Source organism: Gemmiger qucibialis (assembly GCF_027689445.1).
In the GTDB taxonomy this organism is placed as follows: Bacteria; Bacillota; Clostridia; order Oscillospirales; family Ruminococcaceae; genus Gemmiger; species Gemmiger qucibialis.
Window position 1 is genome coordinate 1 of the sequence record NZ_JAQFEN010000020.1, and the last position, 21,044, is coordinate 21,044.

At 50.5% G+C, this 21,044-nt stretch carries 15 protein-coding genes; 9 read left to right on the forward strand and 6 right to left on the reverse strand.

Features of this window, described 5'->3' with window-relative positions:
- Positions 1–618, forward strand: a 618-nt coding sequence (locus tag PG062_RS15255; RefSeq protein WP_270752929.1) for an IS3 family transposase, incomplete at its 5' end; no start/stop codon positions are given.
- Between the two features lie 120 nt (positions 619–738).
- Here PG062_RS15255 and PG062_RS15260 read toward each other — a convergent pair.
- The 3 genes from PG062_RS15260 to PG062_RS15270 are packed head-to-tail and all read right to left on the reverse strand — an operon-like array spanning position 739 to position 4,944.
- Positions 739–1,668: a hypothetical protein gene (locus PG062_RS15260; protein WP_270752930.1), complete on the reverse strand. Its 930-nt coding sequence runs from the start codon at positions 1,666–1,668 to the stop codon at positions 739–741.
- A gap of 12 nt (positions 1,669–1,680) precedes the next feature.
- A complete protein-coding gene (locus PG062_RS15265; protein ID WP_270752931.1) occupies positions 1,681–3,234 on the reverse strand; it encodes a response regulator in 1,554 nt (517 codons plus the stop codon).
- A 9-nt stretch (positions 3,235–3,243) separates the two neighbouring features.
- Positions 3,244–4,944, reverse strand: a complete 1,701-nt coding sequence (locus PG062_RS15270; protein WP_270752932.1) for a sensor histidine kinase — start codon at positions 4,942–4,944, stop codon at positions 3,244–3,246.
- A 291-nt stretch (positions 4,945–5,235) separates the two neighbouring features.
- Here PG062_RS15270 and PG062_RS15275 point away from each other — a divergent pair, with 291 nt between their 5' ends.
- The 7 genes from PG062_RS15275 to PG062_RS15305 all read left to right on the forward strand — a co-directional run bounded on the left by PG062_RS15275 (position 5,236) and on the right by PG062_RS15305 (position 15,381).
- Entirely contained in the window at positions 5,236–6,639 is a 1,404-nt protein-coding gene (locus PG062_RS15275) for a carbohydrate ABC transporter substrate-binding protein (RefSeq protein WP_113998591.1), read from the forward strand.
- 97 nt (positions 6,640–6,736) lie between these two features.
- The gene (locus tag PG062_RS15280) at positions 6,737–7,651 is read left to right on the forward strand and encodes a carbohydrate ABC transporter permease (protein WP_270752933.1); all 915 of its coding nucleotides are present in this window, start codon (positions 6,737–6,739) and stop codon (positions 7,649–7,651) included.
- A 1-nt stretch (position 7,652) separates the two neighbouring features.
- Positions 7,653–8,507 carry a carbohydrate ABC transporter permease gene (locus tag PG062_RS15285; protein ID WP_270752934.1) on the forward strand — a complete coding sequence of 285 codons (855 nt, stop codon included), beginning with the start codon at positions 7,653–7,655 and terminating at the stop codon, positions 8,505–8,507.
- Between the two features lie 29 nt (positions 8,508–8,536).
- Entirely contained in the window at positions 8,537–10,702 is a 2,166-nt protein-coding gene (locus PG062_RS15290; RefSeq protein ID WP_270752935.1) for a glycosyl hydrolase family 95 catalytic domain-containing protein, read from the forward strand.
- Entirely contained in the window at positions 10,699–12,867 is a 2,169-nt protein-coding gene (gene gnpA, locus PG062_RS15295) for a 1,3-beta-galactosyl-N-acetylhexosamine phosphorylase (protein ID WP_270752936.1), read from the forward strand. Before PG062_RS15290 ends, gnpA begins: the two co-directional genes overlap by 4 nt.
- Positions 12,868–12,871: 4 nt before the next feature.
- Positions 12,872–14,284 carry an alpha-L-fucosidase gene (locus PG062_RS15300; protein WP_270752937.1) on the forward strand — a complete coding sequence of 471 codons (1,413 nt, stop codon included), beginning with the start codon at positions 12,872–12,874 and terminating at the stop codon, positions 14,282–14,284.
- A gap of 11 nt (positions 14,285–14,295) precedes the next feature.
- Positions 14,296–15,381 carry a phosphotransferase enzyme family protein gene (locus PG062_RS15305; protein WP_270752938.1) on the forward strand — a complete coding sequence of 362 codons (1,086 nt, stop codon included), beginning with the start codon at positions 14,296–14,298 and terminating at the stop codon, positions 15,379–15,381.
- 186 nt (positions 15,382–15,567) lie between these two features.
- Here PG062_RS15305 and PG062_RS15310 read toward each other — a convergent pair whose 3' ends face one another.
- From PG062_RS15310 to PG062_RS15320, 3 genes are all read right to left on the reverse strand, one after another.
- Entirely contained in the window at positions 15,568–18,198 is a 2,631-nt protein-coding gene (locus PG062_RS15310) for a discoidin domain-containing protein (protein WP_270752939.1), read from the reverse strand.
- Positions 18,199–18,209: 11 nt separating this feature from the next.
- Complete coding sequence (locus PG062_RS15315) at positions 18,210–19,220, reverse strand: peptidylprolyl isomerase (protein WP_270752941.1); 1,011 nt, start codon at positions 19,218–19,220, stop codon at positions 18,210–18,212.
- 136 nt (positions 19,221–19,356) lie between these two features.
- The gene (locus tag PG062_RS15320) at positions 19,357–20,211 is read right to left on the reverse strand and encodes an AraC family transcriptional regulator (RefSeq protein ID WP_270752943.1); all 855 of its coding nucleotides are present in this window, start codon (positions 20,209–20,211) and stop codon (positions 19,357–19,359) included.
- 121 nt (positions 20,212–20,332) lie between these two features.
- Here PG062_RS15320 and PG062_RS15325 point away from each other — a divergent pair, with 121 nt between their 5' ends.
- Entirely contained in the window at positions 20,333–21,040 is a 708-nt protein-coding gene (locus PG062_RS15325) for a class II aldolase/adducin family protein (RefSeq protein ID WP_270752945.1), read from the forward strand.
- The last annotated feature ends 4 nt before the right edge of the window (positions 21,041–21,044 follow it).

Here is a 21,044-nt window from a genome sequence, read left to right on the forward strand (position 1 = left end):
ACTGTCCAGCGGCTTATGAAAGAGTTGGGCTTAGTTTGCCGTGTCAGAATGAAGAAGTATCGCTCTTATAAGGGAGAAGTGGGCAAAATCGCACCAAATCTGCTAAATCGGGATTTCCATGCCGAAAAGCCAAATCAGAAATGGGTCACGGATGTGACGGAGTTCAGCCTGTTTGGAGAAAAGCTCTATCTGTCCCCGATTCTCGATCTGCACAGTAGCGATCTGGTCAGTTACACCATATCGGATCGTCCTGTACTCAGCATGGTAACCACCATGCTTGACGAGGCGTTTGCAAAGATCCCGGCCGGAACAAGCCTGATTCTCCACTCTGATCAGGGTTGGCAATATCAGCACAAGCAGTACCAGCGGATGCTCCGCGAGAAGGGTATCCGACAGAGCATGAGCCGCAAGGGAAACTGTCTGGACAATGCTGTGATAGAAAATTTCTTCGGACTGCTCAAAAGTGAACTGTTATATCTGCAAGAATTTCAATCCATGGAACACTTCAAACAGGAACTGATCGAATATCTGGATTACTACAACAACCGCAGGATCAAGGCAAAGCTAAAGGGCTTGCCGCCTGCAATTCACAGACAGCAAGCCCTTTCGGCTGCTTGAATAATTTTTACTTCAAAATATTGTCTAACTTTTGGGGGGTCACTTCATGAGGCATGGAGACTTTTTATTATACTGATTGGTATTAACGTCTACATGCTATGTTACAGAAAAAAGCAAACGTTATTTTTGTAGGCGATACAAAAGATTATCCATAATATCGTTCCACGAGTTCCATCTTTGAATATTTGAAATAAGATTCTCGTGATACAGTGATGGACTTATGCCGAGTAGGTTGAAAAGAACGATGCGGTACAAAAAGCTTATTTTAATTGAGTACAAGACAGATTCTGGCCCGTTCAAATAAGAACCAGAGCAGTTCCTCTTTATATGCATGATGCGAACTCGACTATTTACTAATGATTTAAGGAATGTTTCAAAGCAACTATTTATCTCATTCTCAAAAATATCGGAACCGTATGTTGTTATAAGTGCTCGGAGACAATCACGTAAAGAGGTGCCTTGTTTTCCTGGATTTAGACTCTCAAAAAGAGGACTATTAGCCTTCACGATTTCAACGACTGGTTCAGCTAATTCGATCAAAAAAGCACATCTCAAATCGACAGGCTGATTCGTATCACATAGGGAATAGAGGTATACCTGATGCGCAACATCAAGATCTTCCAAAATACCTTTCCACTTTTCGTAAAGGGCAGGTGTTAGAACTTTTGAAAAGTCAAGCAAATAGTTGCTGGAAAAGAGAATTTTGTTAGAATGAAAATAGGCTAATCGTCTCCTCATAAAATGTTCTGCGCATTCCTTAAGATTGGGAGGTACACATCCGGCAGAGTCTTGAAACTCAATTGAGATTAGATTCATAAAGTAACCATCAAAAAGCATAAGCAAACGCTCTACTTTTGTAAGCACAGCTATTAAATCATCAACTAATTGCTCAGACGTGAAGTCGATTTCAATTTTTCGGACAGTAAATTGCTCTATATGAATACGGACGGATTTGTGAATCAAAAAATCAATTTCATATAGCTTTTTCAATGTGTTAATTTCGTTTTTATAAATAGCGGTCAATGTTTTGCATCGCATAGGTTGTTCCATTTGTCTTAACCTTTATCCCTCCGCATATTCGCTCGGCGTTTTCCCATAAAAATCTTTGAATTTTCGCGAGAAAAAGTAGGGGTCATCAAAACCTACGGCGGCAGCTACTTCCTTGATATAGACCTGCTTATTACTGCGGATCATCTCACCGGCGCGTTTCATGCGCACCTCGTTGATGTACTGGAACAGGCCGGTGCCGGTTTCTTTGGAGAACAGGCGGCTCAGATATTCCCGGTTCAGCCCTACATAGTCGGCAATGCCGTCCAGCGTCAGTTTGTCCATATAATGCGCGTTTACATAGATGATGACGGCCTGCACCTCTTTTTTGAATTTGCTCAAGGCAATTTTGCTAAGTCCCATGCGTTCCTGCAAAATCAAGCAGAGCAGTTGTTCAAGAGCCTCCGCGGTGGGGGCTTTTTCTATTTCCTTAAAGGTTTGCTCCAGTGTCTCCTGCGGAATCATATTCTCGCCGGGACGCTCCAGCAACAGATGGCAGGCTTCACGGACGCGCTGCGGCGGCATACAGAGCGCCGCGCAGTTCTGAAAGAAGGTGTGAACGGCAATCTGCATCTGCAACTCATCGGCATTTTGCGCTGCTGCTGCGGTGGCCTTGGACAGTTCTGCCTGAGAGACATGGAAGGGTTGGGCGGTAACTGTGTGTGCCGTTGCCTTTATGGGAGCGCTGCGCCCTACATAAAAGGCGAGAGCTTTGGAATCCTCGCACAGTTGGTAGTCTTGGCGGAGTTTGGCCAGTGAAATGGGCTTGTCGTGGTATATGATGACTGGCGCATCCAGAAAATATGTTGTGACCTGCCGTTGCAAGCGGGCAAGTTTCTTATCCAGAGTACGCCCGGAGGCTACAAGGCTTTCATTGCTGATCAACCCGCAGATTTCATCCTCATGGGTGTGCAGAAATACTTTGCCGCTGATTTCATCGAAAACCTCGGTAATTAAGTCGGTCACAGCATCCAGCGCGGGCATAGGATGAGTTTTTGCGGGAATTAAAGTGACGGTAAACAGCCGGACGGGAAAGGCCAGCGGTTCCGGCAGCATGGAAAACGGATTAGCCGCAGGGGAGGGCTCAGCAGTGGACGTTACCCATTGAGCGCAGTGAATCAGGGCATTCTCCTTTTTCTGCGCTTCAATGGCAAAGGATCGGTGGTCCTCTTCCGTCTGGCGTTGCTGCTGGACACGAAGCAAATCGGCCATCTTTTCCAGATGCTCGCCGATGCTTTCCCCGTTCATATTGATTTTCAGGAAGTAGTCATAGGCACCGTCCGTTAGGGCTGTGCGCACGGAATCAAAATCGGAATAGTTGCTCAACACCAGAATCGGACCGGTAAAGCTGCGCTTTTTCAATTCATGAATGAGTGCAAGCCCATCCATGCCGGGCATTTTCAAGTCCGTAATAACCGCATCAATGTGCTGTGTCTCTACAATGTGCAGCGCTTCCTGCCCATTACTGGCTGTTGCCGCCAGAAGAAAGCCGTTCTTGCCCCACTCCACGGCGGACTGGAAAGCAACCTTAATCAGCGGTTCGTCATCTACAAGCAATAAATTATACATTGTGTTACCTCAACGAATGGCTTCATTTGGAATACGGAGAATACATTGTGTGCCGATGCCGGGGGCGCTTTCAATCGTAAGGCCGTATTCATTTCCGTAGTGTAGACGCATACGTTCATCTACGTTGCTTAATCCGATGCCGGAGAAGCGCTCAGAATTTTTCTCCTTGATGGCACTGGGGTCAAAACCGCAGCCGGTATCGGAGATATGAATGGTAAGCAAATTCTCGCTCACGGTGGCACGGACGGTGATGGTGACAAAATCATCTTCATCCGCCGTGCCGTGCAGGATGGAGTTCTCTACAAGCGGCTGCAAAATAAAGCGCGGCACAGTCCAGTATCCGGCAGCATCTTCAATTTGATATTCCATCTCAAAGCGCCCTGCGTAACGCAGCTGCTGGATGTCGCAGTAGTTCTTCAGGTTGCGCAGCTCATCATCAAACGGAATCAATTCATCCTTTTTAATAAGGGTGCTTTGCAGCAGAGAAGAGAGGGCATCAATACCATGGCTGACCGGGGTAACATGATTGAGTGTGGCAATCCACTTTAAGGTGTTCAGGGTATTGAACAGGAAGTGCGGGTTGATTTGATATTGCAGAGTCTGCAATTCCAACTCGCGCATTTTGCGCTGATCATCGCTCCAGCGCTGCGCCAGCAGACCAATTTCGTTGACCATGTTGTCGATGGTGCGCGCCAGAAATCCGAGTTCGTCGGGGCTGGGATCATTGATTTTCAGCCCGATTTCCTCATCGCTTTTCGCATTGCAGGCGGCAACCATATTATCAATGGGGTGCATGACGCTGCGGTAGACAAGCAGTGTCAGGAACACACTGACAACGACTAGCACTGCGGCCAGCGCAATAAGCATCATATTGATGGTTCTTGTGCCGTTGGTAATGTAGGCCTGCGGAATCGTGGCCGCCAGATACACATTATAGGTTGTGTTGTATTTGAAAATTGTCAGTGTATCTACGCCGTTCAGCTCACATAAAAAGTTGTTTTCACCCGCCTGCCGAAGCGCCGTGATCTGCTGGAAAATCGGGTCATCGGCCAAATCTTCTCCCAGCAGTTCCGCGTTCTGAGAAGATACCACATTGCCGGCGGCATCAATCAGCAGGAAGTTGGACCCCTCGCCAAAGGAAACATCGGTAAATATGTAGCGGCTTAGCTGGGATTCGTCAATGTACAGCATGATATACCCCAGCGGCGTGCTGGTGTGGTGCATATCATAGATTTTACGGCCAATGACAATTTTATCGTTGGCGCGGTAAGTGTGGATGTATTGCAGACTATCCTGTGGAGAGGCGGCCTCAATATTATCCAACAATTCATTAAAACGCTGAGGTGTAATATCGTCATAGCCCAAATCGTAGATGACTGTGCGGTCATTGGAAACGACGCGGATGTTTTTAAGGTGTGTGCTCTGAAAAGGAATTGTGACGATCATTTCACCAATACCGCTTACAATACCACTCGTAAGGGGGTGCCCATTATTGACAGATGCGACACCATTCTGTACAGTATCAGATACGGAGATGGAACCTATGTAGTCGCTATAAATGCCAAGCTGGGTAGACATATTATTATTGAGTAGTTCGATAGTTTGTAAGGCAGCCTGTTTGACCTTTTCGTTCATGGATTGGGTGTATGCACGGTAAGAAAAAATACCAATCGTGATGACGGGAACAAGAGAAATAATCAAAAATGTCACAAACAGACGGGTGCGAAGCTTGATTCGTCGCAACACATTGGGGGAAAACCCACGCGTTTTTTGTGCATTTAGTGACATATATAGGCCTCCGTTTGTGCAAAGTGACTACAATCTATCCATACATTACCTGAATTATAAGGGTAACGACAGAAAAAGTCAATAAAATCCATCTTTAAGTAAAGGGAATACATTTATCAAATCCGGTTTGCCCGATATAATAAGAGTGCAATCAGGGAACGACAGATGAGCCGCATCCCAAACAAAGAAGGAATAATTTTTAGGAGGAAAACCATGAAAAAAGCAATCAGCATGATGCTTGCCACTGCAATGGCAGCTACCTGTCTGGCAGGCTGCGGCAGCGCAGCATCTTCCAGCGCAGCAGCATCCAGCGAGGCCGTCTCTTCCGAAGCAACGTCCGCCGCTACCAGCGAAGCCTCTACCGGTGAGAAGACCTTTGAGAACAATGAACTGAACATCGCGGTGTTCGAGGGCGGCTACGGTTCCGCGTACTGGGACGAAATCATCAAACGCTTCGAGGATGCCTATCCCGGCGTCACTGTCAATATGCAGATCAGCCCGAAGATTGGCGACATCATCCGCCCGCAAATCGTGGCAGGTAATGTGCCCGACTTCATCTCGATGAACGACAACGACTCCACCGGCCTGATTTCCTCTATGGTCAAGGAGCATGCGCTGATGGATCTGTCCGATGTCTTTGAGGAGGGCGGCATTGATGATGACACCCCGCTGAAGGATCAGGTTATCGATGGTCTGCTGGATTCTGCCAAGTGCTCTCCCTACGGCGATGGCAAAATCTACATTGCCCCGTTTGATGCCAGCCCGATGGGTCTGGTTTACAACAAGACTCTGTTCGAAGAGAACGGCTGGGAAACACCTGTGACCTGGGATGACTTCTTTGAACTGGGCGACAAGGCCAAGGAAAAGGGTATCGCACTGTTTACCTATCAGGGTATCTACCCCGGCTACCTTGAGAGCATGCTGTGGCCCGCACTGGCTTCTGCCACCGGCATCGACAACATGAAGGCAATCGCCTCCTACACGCCCGGCTCCCTCAGCTCTGATGAGGCCCTCAAGGTCTTCCAGAACATGGCAAAGATCGGCACCGATGGCTACCTGATGGATGGCACCGTTGCTCTGAACCATACCCAGAGCCAGACTGACATGATGATGAACAAGGCTCTGTTCATCCCCAACGGCAACTGGATGGAAGGCGAAATGGCCGATGCTCCCCGTGCTGACGGCTTTGAGTTTGGTCTGACCTGCGCACCCGTTCTGGATGACGGCGAGGCCCGCTATGTTATGAGCTCCGTTGAGCAGTTTGAGATTCCTGCCAACGCCAAGAACCCCGAACTGGCAAAAGAGTTCCTGCGCTTCCTGTACACTGAGGATTCCGTTAAGCTGTTCGCAGAAAAAGCCAACGGCATCTACGCTCTGAAGAAGGCCAACGAGATGGTCAAGGGCATCGTTACCGATGGTGTCTACAACATGAACGACATCTATCAGGAAGGCACGTTCATGGTCTTCGGTTGGGATGCAATGCCCGACACCAGCAAGGTTGTTATCGCTGATTCCGTCTTCAATGTTGCCAGTGACGTTATGAATGGTGACATGACTGCCGAGCAGTGGCGTGACGGCATCGAGGCTGCTTTCGAGGAGATTGCTGCTTCCAAGTAAGCTGAATTGCTGAATTTCCACTGACCAAAGTAAGATTGACCCTGCCGAGTAAACGCCATGCGAACTTGGCAGGGTTCTTTTTAAGGGGGAAACTTGTTTGAAAAACCGCCAAAATCGCCAAAAAAAGGCGCAGCCGCTTCCCGTACTGTTTATCTGCATCAGCGTTCTGCCTGCCGTGATCCTAACTCTTATGTTCACGATCTGGCCTACGGTGCAGGCATTATATCTTTCTTTTACCAATGCGACCTCTCTGGGGCTTAACAACAAATTTGTGTGGCTGGATAACTATATCTATATGTTCCACGACAAATCTTTCATTCAAGCACTTAAAAACACAGCAAAGCTGATGGCGGTTGTTCCCGTTATCACAATTTTCTGTAGTCTGGTGCTGGCATTCGTTTTGAACCAGTGCAAGCTGAAAGAAATGGTCTTGTATCGCACGATTTTCTATTTCCCGAACATCGTTTCTCTGACCGTTGTAGGTATTATCTGGAGTTTTGTGTTCCACCCGAATGTGGGCATCGTCAATAAGATTCTCGGTGCTGTCGGGCTGGAGAGCTTGCAGCGTTCCTGGCTGGGCGACAGCAAGACCGCACTTTGGTGTATCGCGTTCACGCTGCTGTGGCAGGCTGCCGGTTACTACATGGTCATGCATATCGCGGCTATGGACGGCATTTCGCCGGAAATCTACGAGTCCGCAACGCTGGACGGTGCCAGCGCATGGCGCAAGCTCGTCAGTATTACGATGCCTCTGATGAAAGATATTATCGGCATCACCTTTGTTCTGGCACTTTCCGGCACCATCAACCTGAGTTTTGTGCTTTCGCAGGTCATGACTGGGGGCGGTCCTAACGGTGCATCCAGCGTTCTGCTGCAATATATGTACACGCAGGGCTTTGTCAACGGCAACTTTGGCTATGCCATGGCTATCACGGTCTTTACGCTCGCCATCTCCGTGGCGCTGTCCATGCTGTCCCGCAAATTGACCGATGCTTCCGAAGGAGGTCAGTAATATGACACAAAATGAAAAAAGCAAAATCAGAGCAAAGGTCATCAAGTGGGTGACGCGCCTGTTCCTGATTTTGGTTGCCATTATCATGCTGTACCCTCTGGCGTGGAACGTCGTTTCTTCGTTCAAAACCAGTACAGAGTTTCTGACGGATCCCTTTGCATGGCCGCAGGGACTTGCATGGGATAACTACGTCCGCGCTTATGAAAAATCTAACCTTGCTGCCAACATCGGCAACTCGATTTATGTCGTGCTGGAAACACTGGTCATTATTGTGATCTGCGTTGTGCCGTGTTCTTACTGCCTTGTGCGGTATAAGTTCCCCGGCGCGAAGCTGATTTTGAACATCTACATGGCGGCCATCTTCATTCAGGCCACTTATATTATGATTCCGCTGTTCTTGCAGATGAACAAGCTGAACCTGCTCAACAGCCTGACGGCGCTGGGTGTACTGTATGCAACGATGCAGTTCCCGTTTGCTATCTTCCTGCTGACCGGCTTCCTGCGCAGCATCCCGCGCGATTACGAGGAAGCTGCCATGATTGATGGCTGCGGTCCGTTCCGCATTCTGACGAGCATTATCATTCCTATGTGCAAACCCGGCATCGTGACAGTCTGCATGATCTCCGCTATGGCTGCATGGAACGAATACCCGGTGGCTCTCGTTATGGTTACCGATCCGACCAAGGCTACGCTGCCTGTCGGCCTTGCCAACCTGTATGAGATCCAGCGCTACGCTACCGACTGGGGCGCGTTGTTCGCAGCCCTCGTGCTGGCACTGATTCCCACCGTCATCCTCTTCATCGTCGGCCAGAAGCAGCTCGTGCAGGGCTTGAGCGTCGGCGGCGTTAAGGGCTAAACAAAATCGAATAGGTTAGGAGAACCGATATGCTGCCCCCAAAACATTGCAACATCAATTTAACCGGCCCAATACCCCGCTGGGATGAAGCAATTCCACTGGGAAACGGCATACTCGGTTCTCTTTTTTGGGGACCGATGGAGCACCTGCGCATTTCCGTGGACATTGCCGGACTGTGGCTGCGTCGCCGCCCGGAGGAAAAACTCGATAAAGAATTTACCTATGCAAAACTGGTAGAGCTTGCACGGAAAGGCGATGTGGCAGAAACACGCCGTATCTTTGATACGCCCTACGCCCGCCCGACACCTACAAAAATCCCCGCGGGACACTTGTTCTTGGATGGACTGCCGCGGGGCAGCTATCAGGCAAGCCTTGATTTGGGCACGGCGGTGGCATCCTTTTCCCAAAGCGGCAGAACCATTCTGCGCGCCTGCCTCTGTATGGGGCGGCCTGTGGGTGTACTGATGTTGCCGGAAACATACCGAGATGTAACCCTTACGGTGGAGCGCCCCTCTTTCGGGAATGGCACGCAGGCAGCCGAAGCGGGCAACAGCGTGTCCCCTGGCAGCTTGCAGCAACTCGCCCTGCCGGATGCCAACCTCGAAACGGAGGACGGCATGATTGGCTTTTTCCAAAAGGTCGATGATAGAACTGCCTATACGCTGCTCTGCAAAAAATGCGGCACAACGCTGTATTATACCGCCGTGCAGGCAGAAAACGTAGAAAAAGCAAGCCAACTGGCGAAGCTGGAACTATGTGCAGCAGAAGATATGGGTGCAGAGAAGCTGCTGCAACAGCATAAACGCTGGTGGCAGCAATACTGGGGCAAAAGCAGTTTGCAGCTGCCGGATGAAACACTCGAACAGCTTTGGTACCGCGCCAATTACTTTTTGGCAGCGGGTTCCGAGCCGGGCAATGCCCCGATGCCGCTGCAAGGGGTATGGTGCGCGGATGACGATCAGCTCCCACCGTGGAAAGGTGATTACCACAACGACCTCAACACCCAATTCACCTACTGTCACTATCTGACTGCCAACCACCCGGAGCAGGGAAAGGTGTTTCTTGATTATCTCTGGTCGCTGCGCCCGCAGGCGGCAAAGTTTGCCCGTGCATTTTACGGCACAGCAGGGGAGTGCCTGCCCAGTGTCATGGACATTGACGGCGGTGCGCTCGGCGGCTGGCCGATGTATTCTCTGTCACCGACCAATCAAATCTGGCTCTGCCAGATGTTTTATGAATACTACCGCCTGACGGGGGATAAAGAGTTTCTGCGCACCCGTGTGGAGCCTTACTTTACCGCCACGGCAGCCTGCCTGGAAGAACTCCTGCAAGAAGGCCCGGACGGAAAGCTGGTTTTACCGGTCTCGTCCTCACCGGAAATTCACGATGATGAGGCAGCCTCATGGCTGACTCCTAACAGCAACTACGATCTAGCGCTGCTGCACTATCTGTTCCACACTCTGGTACAGATCGAGTACCAGCTTGGCAACCCCCGCGGCTATTGGCATGCAATGGAGGCCAAACTTGCTCCGTTGAGCGTAGATACAGAAACCGGGCTGATGCTTTCGCCCAATGAAACCTTGCAGGAAACGCACCGCCATTTTTCCCACGCTATGGCAATCGAACCGCTGTGTATGCTGCGCTATGAAAACCCGCAGGATCGAAGCGTAATAGATGCAACGGTAGACCATCTTGTACATCTCGGCAGCGGGCAGTGGGTAGGATTCTCCTTCGGCTGGATGGCACTTTTGCAGATTGCCCGCAGCAATGGAAATGGAGCTTTGTATGAGCTGCACCGCTTCGCAGAGCATTTCCTGAGCCGGAACGGATTTCATTTGAACGGCGACTACAAAAACAGCGGCGTTTGTGATTTCCACTATCGCCCCTTTACGCTGGAAGCGGATTTTCTGGCGGCACACGCCGTACAGAAAATGCTGTTGCGTTCCGAAAAGAATCATATCGAGGTTTTACCGGCCTGCCCGCAGGGCTGGAAAAATGAACCTGTTGCATTTCAGAATTTGCGGGCAGAAAATGGTCTGCTGATTTCTTATCAGCGGACAGCAGACGGCAAGCACAGCCTTACCGTAAAAGCAACACAGGACGGAAGCTGGTATCTTTGCAACACGCATTGCTGGGTCACCTTGCAGGCCGGACAAACTCAATCTTACCAATGGACGGAGGAAAACAAGAAATGAATACCAAAGGTCGTGTAACGATTCCCACCGATATGGACGCAGTACCCGAAACCCTTGACCTGCTCAAGCGCTGGGGCGCGGATGCCATCCGCGACTGCGACGGCACCGAGTTCCCGCAGGAGCTGAAGGACACCGGCGCCAAGATCTACGCCACCTACTACACCACCCGCAAGGACAACGCCTGGGCCAAGGCGAACCCCGATGAAACCCAGCAGTGCTACATTATGACCCCGTTCTATACCGCCGAGGACGGCGCGCTGACCATCCCCCTGATGACGGGCATCAGCCGTGAGCTGATGAAGGTCAACGACCGCGACGACATCACCCGCTGGTGGGAGGTCATCGACCGCACGACGGGCGAGCCGTTGGATGCCGCCGCGTGGCATTATGACGCAGCAACCGAGAGCGTTGTCATCGACGCTCCCGCCGCCTACCACGAGTACACGGTCAGCTTTTTGGCATACCTGATTTGGGACCCCGTCCACATGTACAACTCGGTCATCAACGACTGGAAGGATGTCGAACATCAAATTCCGTTCGATGTACGTCAGCCCAAGACCCACGCCTACACAATGCGCCGTCTGCGCGAATATCTCGAGAGCCACCCCTATGTCAATGTCGTGCGCTTTACGACCTTCTTCCACCTGTTCACGCTGGTGTTTGACGAGCTGCGCCGCGAGAAGTACGTGGACTGGTACGGCTACTCGGCGTCCGTTTCTCCCTATATTTTGGAGCAGTTTGAGAAGGAAGTTGGCTACAAATTCCGCCCCGAGTTTATCATCGATCAGGGCTACTACAACAACCAGTACCGCGTGCCCACCAAGGAGTACAAGGACTTCCAGGCGTTCCAGCGCCGCGAGGTCGCCGGTCTGATGAAGGAAATGACCGACATCGTCCACGAGTACGGTAAGGAAGCGATGATGTTCTTGGGCGACCACTGGATCGGCTGCGAGCCGTTCATGCCCGAGTTCCAGCAGTCCGGCGTGGATGCCATTGTCGGCAGTGTCGGCAACGGCAGCACCCTGCGCCTGATTTCCGACATCCCCGGCGTCAAGTACACCGAGGGACGATTCCTGCCCTACTTCTTCCCCGATACCTTCCACGAGGGCGGCGACCCTGTGCGCGAAGCCAAGGAGAACTGGGTCACCGCTCGCCGCGCCATCCTGCGCAAGCCCATTGACCGCATCGGCTACGGAGGCTACCTGAAGCTGGCCTGCGAGTTCCCGGAGTTCCTCGACTATGTCGAGAGCGTCTGCAACGAGTTCCGCGAACTGTACGAGAACATCAAGGGCACGACCCCCTACTGCGTCAAGACCGTGGCTGTGCTGAACAGCTGGGGGCAACAGCGCGCGTGGGGCTGCCACATGGTTCACCATGCGCTGTACCAGAAGCAGAATTACAGCTATGCGGGCGTTATCGAAGCGTTGTCCGGTGCGCCGTTTGATGTGAAGTTTATCAGCTTTGACGACATCAAGGCTGACCCGAAGGTGCTGGACAGCATTGACGTCCTTATCAACGTCGGTGACGGCGACACCGCCCACACCGGCGGCAAGGTCTGGGAGGATCCTGATATTTCCGCTGCCGTCAAGGGCTTTGTCCACCGCGGCGGCGGTCTGATTGGTGTCGGCGAACCGGGCGGTCACCAGTATCAGGGGCGCTATTTGCAGCTGTCCGCGCCGCTTGGTGTAGAGAAAGAAACGGGCTTCACCCTGAACTACGACAAGTACAACTGGGACGAGCACCGCGACCACTTCATTCTGGCCGACTGCCCCGACCATGACGTGGACTTCGGCGAGGGCAAAAAGAGCATCTTCGCACTGGAAGGCACCGAGATTCTCATTCAGCGTGACAAGGAAGTCCAGATGGCTGCGCATGAGTACGGCAAGGGGCGCGGTGTGTATATCAGCGGTCTGCCGTACAGCTTTGTGAACAACCGCGTGCTGTACCGCGCCATCCTGTGGGCTGCCCACGATGAAGCCGACCTGCACAAATGGTTCAGCACGAACTACAATGTGGAAGTCCATGCCTACGTTAAGAACGGCAAGTACTGCGTGGTCAACAACACCTACGAACCGCAGGACACGACCGTTTACACCGGCGACGGCAGCTGCTTCGATCTGCATCTGGATACCAATGAGATCAAGTGGTACAGCATTGAGGGATAATAGAATGAGAACACCCGAAGAACAGATCCGCTATGCGGCCTCTATCACGCCCAGCCCGCGCCAGCTGGCATGGCAGCAGCTTGAATTTTACGCCTTTACCCATTTCGGCATGAATACCTTCACGAACCGCGAGTGGGGCGATGGCACCGAAGACCCGGCGCTGTTCAACCCCGATGCGCTGGATGCCGACCAATGGGTCGCCGCAGTCAAAAGTGCCGGTATGAAGGCACTGATTTTGACCTGTAAGCACCATGACGGCTTCTGCCTGTGGCCGAGCGCCTACACCGAGCACAGCGTAAAAAACAGCCCGTGGAAGAACGGACAGGGCGATGTTGTGCGCGAGGTATCGGATGCCTGCCGGCGCGGCGGTATCAAGTTTGGTGTCTATCTCTCCCCGTGGGATCGTTACGATGCACGCTATGGGCAGGGAAAACCGTATGATGATTATTTCGTTTCCCAGCTGACCGAGCTTGCAACAAACTACGGAGACATTTTCTGCTTCTGGTTTGACGGTGCCTGTGGCGAGGGCAAAAACGGCAAAAAGCAAATTTACGATTGGGAACGCTACTATGCGGTGCTGCGTAAATTGCAGCCGAATGCGGTTTTGAATGTCTGCGGCCCCGATGTGCGCTGGTGCGGCAACGAGGCCGGGCATTGCCGGAAAGCAGAGTGGAGCGTGGTTCCCGCTGAGCTGCGGGATGCCGAGCGCACGGCATCTAAATCGCAGCAGGCGGATGACGGAGAATTCTCCCGTAAAATCGACTCTCAAGACGAGGACATCGGCAGCAGAGAGGTCATCCGCAATGCAAGAGAACTTGTCTGGTATCCGTCCGAGGTGGATACTTCCATCCGAACGGGTTGGTTTTACCATCCGGAGGAGGACACTGACGTGCGCACGGCAGACGAATTGCTGGACATCTATCTGGATGCCGTTGGTGCGAATGCAAGTCTGCTGCTGAACATTCCACCCGATACGCATGGCCGTATTGCCGCACCGGACTGCGCCAGCCTTGCGGAGCTGGGTGCTAAAATCCGCCAGATTTTTGCCAGCAACGTAACAGAAAAGGCGGCAATTACGGCAGATTCCGCGATTGCGCAGCACCCCATCACACAGGCTGTAGACGGTATGGCAGATACCTATTGGCAGGCTGCCTACGGACAAGAATCCGATACGATTACTTTGAAATTCCCGAAGCCGCAGAAGGTTTCTTGTGTTGTTCTGGGGGAGCATCTGCCGACAGGGCAGCGCATCGAAAGAGGTGAGATTTGGGCAGATGAAAGCAAGGTTGCCGAATTTACGGTAGTTGGACATAAACGTATCTGCCGCTTCGCCCCTGTGGAAGTGCTGACGCTTACCATAAAGATTACAGCTTCTCGCACAGAACCAACTCTACGGCTGCTGGCAGTCTATCAGTGAGGATGTATGTGATGAAAGAAATTTTGACCGCGTGGCAATGGGATGGCCCAGTGTCAGAACCGATTCCCTACGGAGAGGGTCATATTAACCAGACGTATGCCATCACGGTAACGTCAGAGCAGGGGGCAAAACGCTACATCCTGCAAAAAATCAATACCGATACATTCAAAGACCCGGCAGGTCTTATGGAAAACATCTGCGGTGTGACGGATTTTCTGCGCGAAAAAGCCAAGCAGCGCGGGGCTGACCCGGCGCGTGCCACGCTCCATGTGGTGCCTACCAAAGAGGGAAGGCCTTATTACCAAGCTGCCGATGGCGGCTGCTGGCGTGTCTATGACTTTGTGGAGGATACTGTCTGCTTGCAGCAGGTGCAGTCCGCCGAGGATTTTTACCAGAGCGCCGTTGCATTTGGCAACTTCCAGCATCAGCTTGCCGACTATCCGGCTCATACCCTGCATGAGACAATCCCGCACTTCCACGACACGCCCAAGCGCTTCGCTGATTTCCAGCGCGCCGTGGTTGAGGACCGCATGGGCCGCGTAGCCCAGGTGCAGCGCGAGATCGAGTTTGTCCGCGCCCGCGAAGCAGAGTATCACGTTATGGTGGATCTGTTGGCGGCAGGCAAGCTGCCGTTGCGAGTTACTCACAACGATACCAAGCTGAACAACATCCTGTTCGATAAAACAACCGGCGAGGGGCTTTGCGTCATCGACCTTGACACGGTCATGCCGGGTCTTGCTGCCAATGATTTTGGCGATTCCATCCGCTTTGGTGCTAACCACTGCGCCGAGGACGAAGCTGACCTCACGAAAGTGAATTTCAGCATGGAACTGTTCGAAATTTACACAAAGGGCTTCTTGCAGGCAGCAGGGAAATCGTTCACCCCGCTGGAAAAGCAGACCCTGCCGTGGGGTGCTAAGTTGATGACGATGGAGTGCGGAATGCGTTTCCTTGCCGACTATCTGGAGGGAGACCACTACTTCCACATCAACTACGAACAGCAGAATCTCAATCGCGCCCGTACCCAGTTTAAGCTGACTTCCGGCATGGAAGAAAACTGGGATGCCATGCAGAAAGTAATTGAAAAATATTGCTGATGCCACTAATCTGCTTTTTCATTTTGCGTTTTGCATAGTGGAGTAGAGTGCATTATGCAAACTCGTGTTTTCTCCTTCTTTAACTCCCGCGCCTAACAAGCGCGGGAGTTGCTTATTCTAAAGGATAAAAATAGAGCCGCTTCAAGCGTTGCACTTATGCAATACGCTTGAAGCGGCTCTGTTATATTAGCGGTAGTAAAGCTCGATTTCTTGGATGCTTGGATCGGTTTGCCCCTTGCTATTTTTCGTAGTGTCTTCCTGCAATCCAGTAATCAAGACCTTGAATTTGGAACTGGTCGTTTCTGGCAGGGAAATGGTTTTGGATGTGCCAATCGTGCCGCTATAGGTACTGATTGTAGTGTATTCCGTACCATTCCATGCTTGGAACTCTAAGCCGGTAATTCGTTCGGATGCCCAATTTGGAACAATATTTTCTGTGATGGTTACGCTGTTAAAGGTCTGCTCAGAGCCAAGATTGAATTCCAGCCATGCAGGAAGATCCGAGTTGGCAGCAGCCCAGCGGGAACCCTGAGAGGCATCGCCGTCATTTACTTTGGATGCGGGGCAGGAGGGGTGCGAAGAGCTGGCGGAAACGGACTTATTCAAAAGCAGATTCTGCGGCTCACGAATTACGGGAACTTTGTATACCTCAAATTCAACGATGCTGGGATCGGTTTCGCCACGGCCATGCGTACTTGTGTCGGCGCGGAGGCTGGTGATTTCCATTCTAAGATGGGATGCAGTCACAGTGTCGAACGTGAAATCTTTCCCTTCGCCGATTTCGCCGTCATAGGTGTAAATTGTTTGATAACCATCCGCCGTAGGAATCTGCAAGTTGAAGGAGGCAATTCGGGGAGATGCCCACCCGGATACAATATTTTCAGTAAGGACAACCTTATTAAAGGTAGTATCCTTGCCAAAATCAATATCCAGCCAGATGGGAAGATCCGAGTTGGCGGCGGCCCAGCGAGAATTCTGAGAATAGATGCCGTCAACCATTAAATCGGGAGTCAAGGATTCATGGGAATTGTTAGAGGTTACAGTTTTGCCTAATGCAAAATTGGATGGATTATTATATTCGCCCTGCTGGTACTCGTGAACACCGATGTCAGGAGCATTACCCCAATACAGCTGAGTGCCATAGAAATCAGTGGTTCCCATCTGGGGAACATAGATGCCTGCATCGATCAGCGGAGAACTTGCATTGAGCTTGTAGCCATCCCAAACTGTAGCACCACTCAGAATGCCATCGCTGTTCTGCTGAGGAGTCTGTCCGGGATTCACCATATCGGGATTCTCAGTGACTTTATAGTCGTCGGCTGGTTCATATTGGGAATGGATACCACTGGCTTCGTAGAAACAGTTATGGCTGAATGTGACAGAACCGAGATTCCCGAGATAGCGTTTGGTATCGTGCCATGTTGTGGTGGTTGTGGTACTTTTATTATAGAAAACATTGTTGTAGAAATAAGTTTGCGATTTGAAAGGATCACGGTGCATGAATGTGGTTCTGGCACCATCATACATGATTACGTTGTTTACAAAGTAGGCAGGAGTTGCATTGGCGGTAAGGAAATACTTGATGATAAAGTCGCCACCGTCATCGCTGATATTGTAGCGGATTATATCATTGGTATTGCGCCCCATGTACAACATCCAGCCACAGGGATTGTTGTGCGAGTAGTTGAACTGGTAGACAACATTTTTTAGTGCAGAATCCATATCATAGGGGCTGCCGTCCGCGTTCGTCGAAGGCCCATTATAAACTTCATTGTACTGCAAGACGGAGTTCTCACATTTCCAAGGGTACAGAGCAACAGTAGGACGGAAATTGGGATACCGCTTTAGGAAGCCATCAACAACATTATATTCAACGACGGCATTTCGGGCATCGCACAAATCGATGCCGCCCTGAGCAACGTCTTCGATATAGTTATGGCCGATATAGATGTCTTCCATCCAAAGATTGTATGTGTCAACATCGTCCTGATAGCCGCTTTTTGCCATCTGCACAAAGCCGGTAATGCCAAGCAAATCAACCTTGCGGATCGTGTTGTAGGCAATCCGAATATCACGGAAAGAAGTGTTAGGACGAATTTTCGTGCCAACGACATTGTAGATGATTCCACCAGTAAAAGTGTCATTCCAATCGTTGGGGCCATCTACGTCATGTACATAGCAGTTCTCGATATAAATATGATCGAAAATGCCGTCGTCATCATCATTGAGAAGATCGCCATCGGCGATAATCAAAATGCCATTCCGTGTTTCGGCCTGACTCGACCAACTGTTGTCACCCTGCGGGCGGGAAAGGTCGATGTCAACATCGAAGTCATCATCGTTTGTGACTTCAAGATTGCGAATTTCCCAATATTCTTGGTTGCGCAGGTGAACAGCACCAGAGTAGTTCATGCCACGATCAATGCCCATACCATTGATGACAGGCAGTGCATCACCGCCGTATTTGTCGATCTTGATAGGCGCATCTGCGGTTCCGGAGCCTTTTGGCCATAACCATTCGCCATTCCAAACGGAGCCGGATTTCAGGAGAATGGTGTCGCCAGGCAAGAAAGTGGTGGCGGTCACTTTGTCGAGGCTTTTCCAAGGCGTTTCGGGCGAGGTTCCCGAGTTGGAGTCATCACCGATTGTAGAATCTACATAATAGGTGGTTCCGCCGGACGCGGCATCTTCTGTGACAACGGTTTCGGGAGTGGCTGTTTCTGGAGTTTGAATATCTTCAGCCAAGGCGTTGGTCATAGGAGCGATGAGGCTTAAAATCATAGCTGCACTCATGACCAGGGAAAATTTTCTCTTCATGGTTGAGTCTCCTATTCGATTGACGTATTTTGAAAGGCATCGGTTTCGGTAAATACCAGACGATTTTGAATCAGCTCGGTTTCTGTGCTTATCCGTGAGTTTAACAAGTAATCTGTGATACGATTACGAACCTCTGCGAGTGGGATAACGGTTGCGTCCTCCTTTCTTGTGACTTTAATAATGCACGGATAAGTCCCATCTAAAAACGGGTCTGATACATCTCCAGTATTCATGCTGGATGCCTGTGAAACGATGTCTGCATGGGATAAGAGATCGGACTTTTCTGTTTCGTTTGTAAAAGAATAGGTGTGCCAGTCTGTGACGTAAGGGTATTGTGTTTGGATGTCCTCTAAAGAAACACCTTCCTCAAGGCCCAAAAAGATGTTGTCAGCAGAGAGGTCGGATGGAATATATGACAAATAAATAGCAGAAACATCTGCGTCACCATTCAGGGAGAACAGATTTTGATTTTCAGAATAGAAAGCGTCAATATCTGCATCACTTACAGCATTGGTAGAAATCCAGTATTCCTTTATATCGTTTTCAAGCTGTGAAAGATAACGGTGATAGTAAGAATCAAAGGAATACTCTATAGGGCCGTAGACAATACCGCCGTTTGACGTGCTTTCTTTTCTTGCAGTGTTGAAATTTTCTGCATTTTCTTTTAGTTGGGAAAACGACAAGAACTCAGCAGAAGTTGTCTTCTCGGCAAGCATTTGTGTGGCGTATGCTTCCAGACAGGCTTCTTTGGCAGAGGCCCTTGCGGAATCCAGCGGAGTAGAATCACCATATTCACTATTCCAAAAGGCGGAGTCAAAAGATGTGATTCCGTAAAGCTGAGAATAGCTTTGGCATACGGAGCTTTTTTGCTGGGATAAGAAGTAATTGAACTCTTCCATAGTGATGGGGTGCTCATCGACATACCCGACCACAGCAGAAGAATCCGTTGCAGCACAGCTACAGAGTGTGCTGACGATACTTCCGGCAAGTAAAAAGAGACTCATAAACTTTTTATATGTCATTTTTTCACGCCCATCCTATTTAGATTTCTATTTCTATTATTAAACATTCGCTAACTTTTGAAAACGGAATATATTGATGAAAGAATGTAAATTATTGACCAAAAAATCGCGCCGACAATGCACTGTCGGCGCGATTTTATATGCTATGCAGCTTTCGATATTTGCCCGGAGCTTCAGCTTTATAGCGGCGGAACATCCGGTTAAAGTAGCTTGAATCACTAAAGCCGCAGCTATATGCGATCTCCGTGATGGGATCTTCGGTGGAGCATAATAGCTCAGCGGCACATTCTACCCGGTAGTAATTCAAATAGTCAATAGGGGAGCGCCCGGTTATGCTGTGAAAGACCCTGCAAAAGTGTTCAGGGGTCATTTCTGCTGTGGAGGCGAGATCTTCCAAGGTGATGTGGCTGGCGTAATTCTTTCGGATGCGCTCTAAGGCCGCTTTCATTTGGGCTGTGCTGCGATCATTTCGTTTATTTCCGGGAGAGGATACTGTGTACGAATGCTGCAAAAGGATTTGACCGAACAACTGCCACATCAGACCAATCGTCACAAATTCATATCCCTCCGGCTCTTTTTCCATTGCCTCAAAGAGTCTGTCAATCAGTTGGCAGGTTACGGAGCCAGCCGGTTGATACGGCTCGATTTGTGCGCCGCGTTCAAAAAGCGCATTGTATTTTGCCTGACATACGGAGCCGCTGCCGAGGAAGCGGTTCATATCAAAGACAACACACTCGTAAACGCAGTCGCTGGGGGTTCCGCCGTGAACGGCCCCGGCTGAAATGATGGCGGCATCCCCCTTGTGTAAAAGGTAAGAGCGTCCATCAATCAGCAGAGAAAACTCCCCGCTCAGAACCAGCATAAGTTCAAATTCCATGTGCCAGTGAAACGGCATTTCATAGCGTGGGTGCATTTTATCTACATAATAAAGCTCAATGGGAAAGTCAAAAGTGCCGCGCGTACTGCTTTCATGGGAAGCCAGAAACTTCATGGCAGGCATCTCCTAAAATATCAATATCGTCCAATATAATATCATTATACGCAAAGACGAGGGCAAATTGCAACAGTATAATACAAGTAAAGGACAAAATCCACTTTAGGAGGTACAAACTGTGCAAATCGAAGAAATCAAAGACCAAATCTGCGATGTCTGCCATAAAATGTGGCAGCTTGGCTGGGTCGCTGCCAATGATGGCAATGTCTCAGTTCGGTTGGAGGACGGAACTTTCCTTGCAACGCCTACGGGCATGAGCAAGAGCTTCATCACGCCGGACAAGCTGCTGCGTATTGATGCAAAGGGCAATGTGCTGGAAGGGGCAGAGGACCTGCGCCCGTCCAGCGAAATCAAGATGCACCTGCGCTGCTACGAAAAGCGCGCCGATGTAAATGCTGTTGTCCATGCCCATCCGCCGGCAGCCACCGGCTTTGCAGTGGCACATCGCCCGATGGATATGTACAACATGATTGAGGATGTGGCAGCCATCGGCGCTGTGCCGCTGACTCCGTATGGAACTCCCAGCACGACGGAGGTGCCGGACGCAATCGAGCCGTATCTCAATGACCACGATGTTATGCTGCTGGAAAACCACGGCGCGCTGACGGTGGGCAGCGATGTCATCACCGCCTATTACCGCATGGAGAGTCTGGAACTGTGGGCAAAAATCACGATCAACGCAATCATTCTCGGCGGCAGCTACGATATTGACCGCAAGAATATTGATAAGCTCATCAATCTCCGCTCCTACTACAAAATTACCGGCAAACACCCCGGCTATCGCAAATTTGAGCGACGCGAAAAAGGTGAGCCGACGGACAAATAAGGAG

Bases quoted from the DNA above. Each gene is read 5' to 3' on its own strand.
- PG062_RS15260 (WP_270752930.1), bottom strand. From the start codon at position 1,668: ATGGAACAACCTATGCGATGCAAAACATTGACCGCTATTTATAAAAAC.
- PG062_RS15265 (WP_270752931.1), bottom strand. From the start codon at position 3,234: ATGTATAATTTATTGCTTGTAGATGACGAACCGCTGATTAAGGTTGCT.
- PG062_RS15275 (WP_113998591.1), top strand. From the start codon at position 5,236: ATGAAAAAAGCAATCAGCATGATGCTTGCCACTGCAATGGCAGCTACC.
- PG062_RS15285 (WP_270752934.1), top strand. From the start codon at position 7,653: ATGACACAAAATGAAAAAAGCAAAATCAGAGCAAAGGTCATCAAGTGG.
- PG062_RS15290 (WP_270752935.1), top strand. From the start codon at position 8,537: ATGCTGCCCCCAAAACATTGCAACATCAATTTAACCGGCCCAATACCC.
- gnpA (WP_270752936.1), top strand. From the start codon at position 10,699: ATGAATACCAAAGGTCGTGTAACGATTCCCACCGATATGGACGCAGTA.
- PG062_RS15300 (WP_270752937.1), top strand. From the start codon at position 12,872: ATGAGAACACCCGAAGAACAGATCCGCTATGCGGCCTCTATCACGCCC.
- PG062_RS15305 (WP_270752938.1), top strand. From the start codon at position 14,296: ATGAAAGAAATTTTGACCGCGTGGCAATGGGATGGCCCAGTGTCAGAA.
- PG062_RS15310 (WP_270752939.1), bottom strand. From the start codon at position 18,198: ATGAAGAGAAAATTTTCCCTGGTCATGAGTGCAGCTATGATTTTAAGC.
- PG062_RS15315 (WP_270752941.1), bottom strand. From the start codon at position 19,220: ATGACATATAAAAAGTTTATGAGTCTCTTTTTACTTGCCGGAAGTATC.
- PG062_RS15320 (WP_270752943.1), bottom strand. From the start codon at position 20,211: ATGAAGTTTCTGGCTTCCCATGAAAGCAGTACGCGCGGCACTTTTGAC.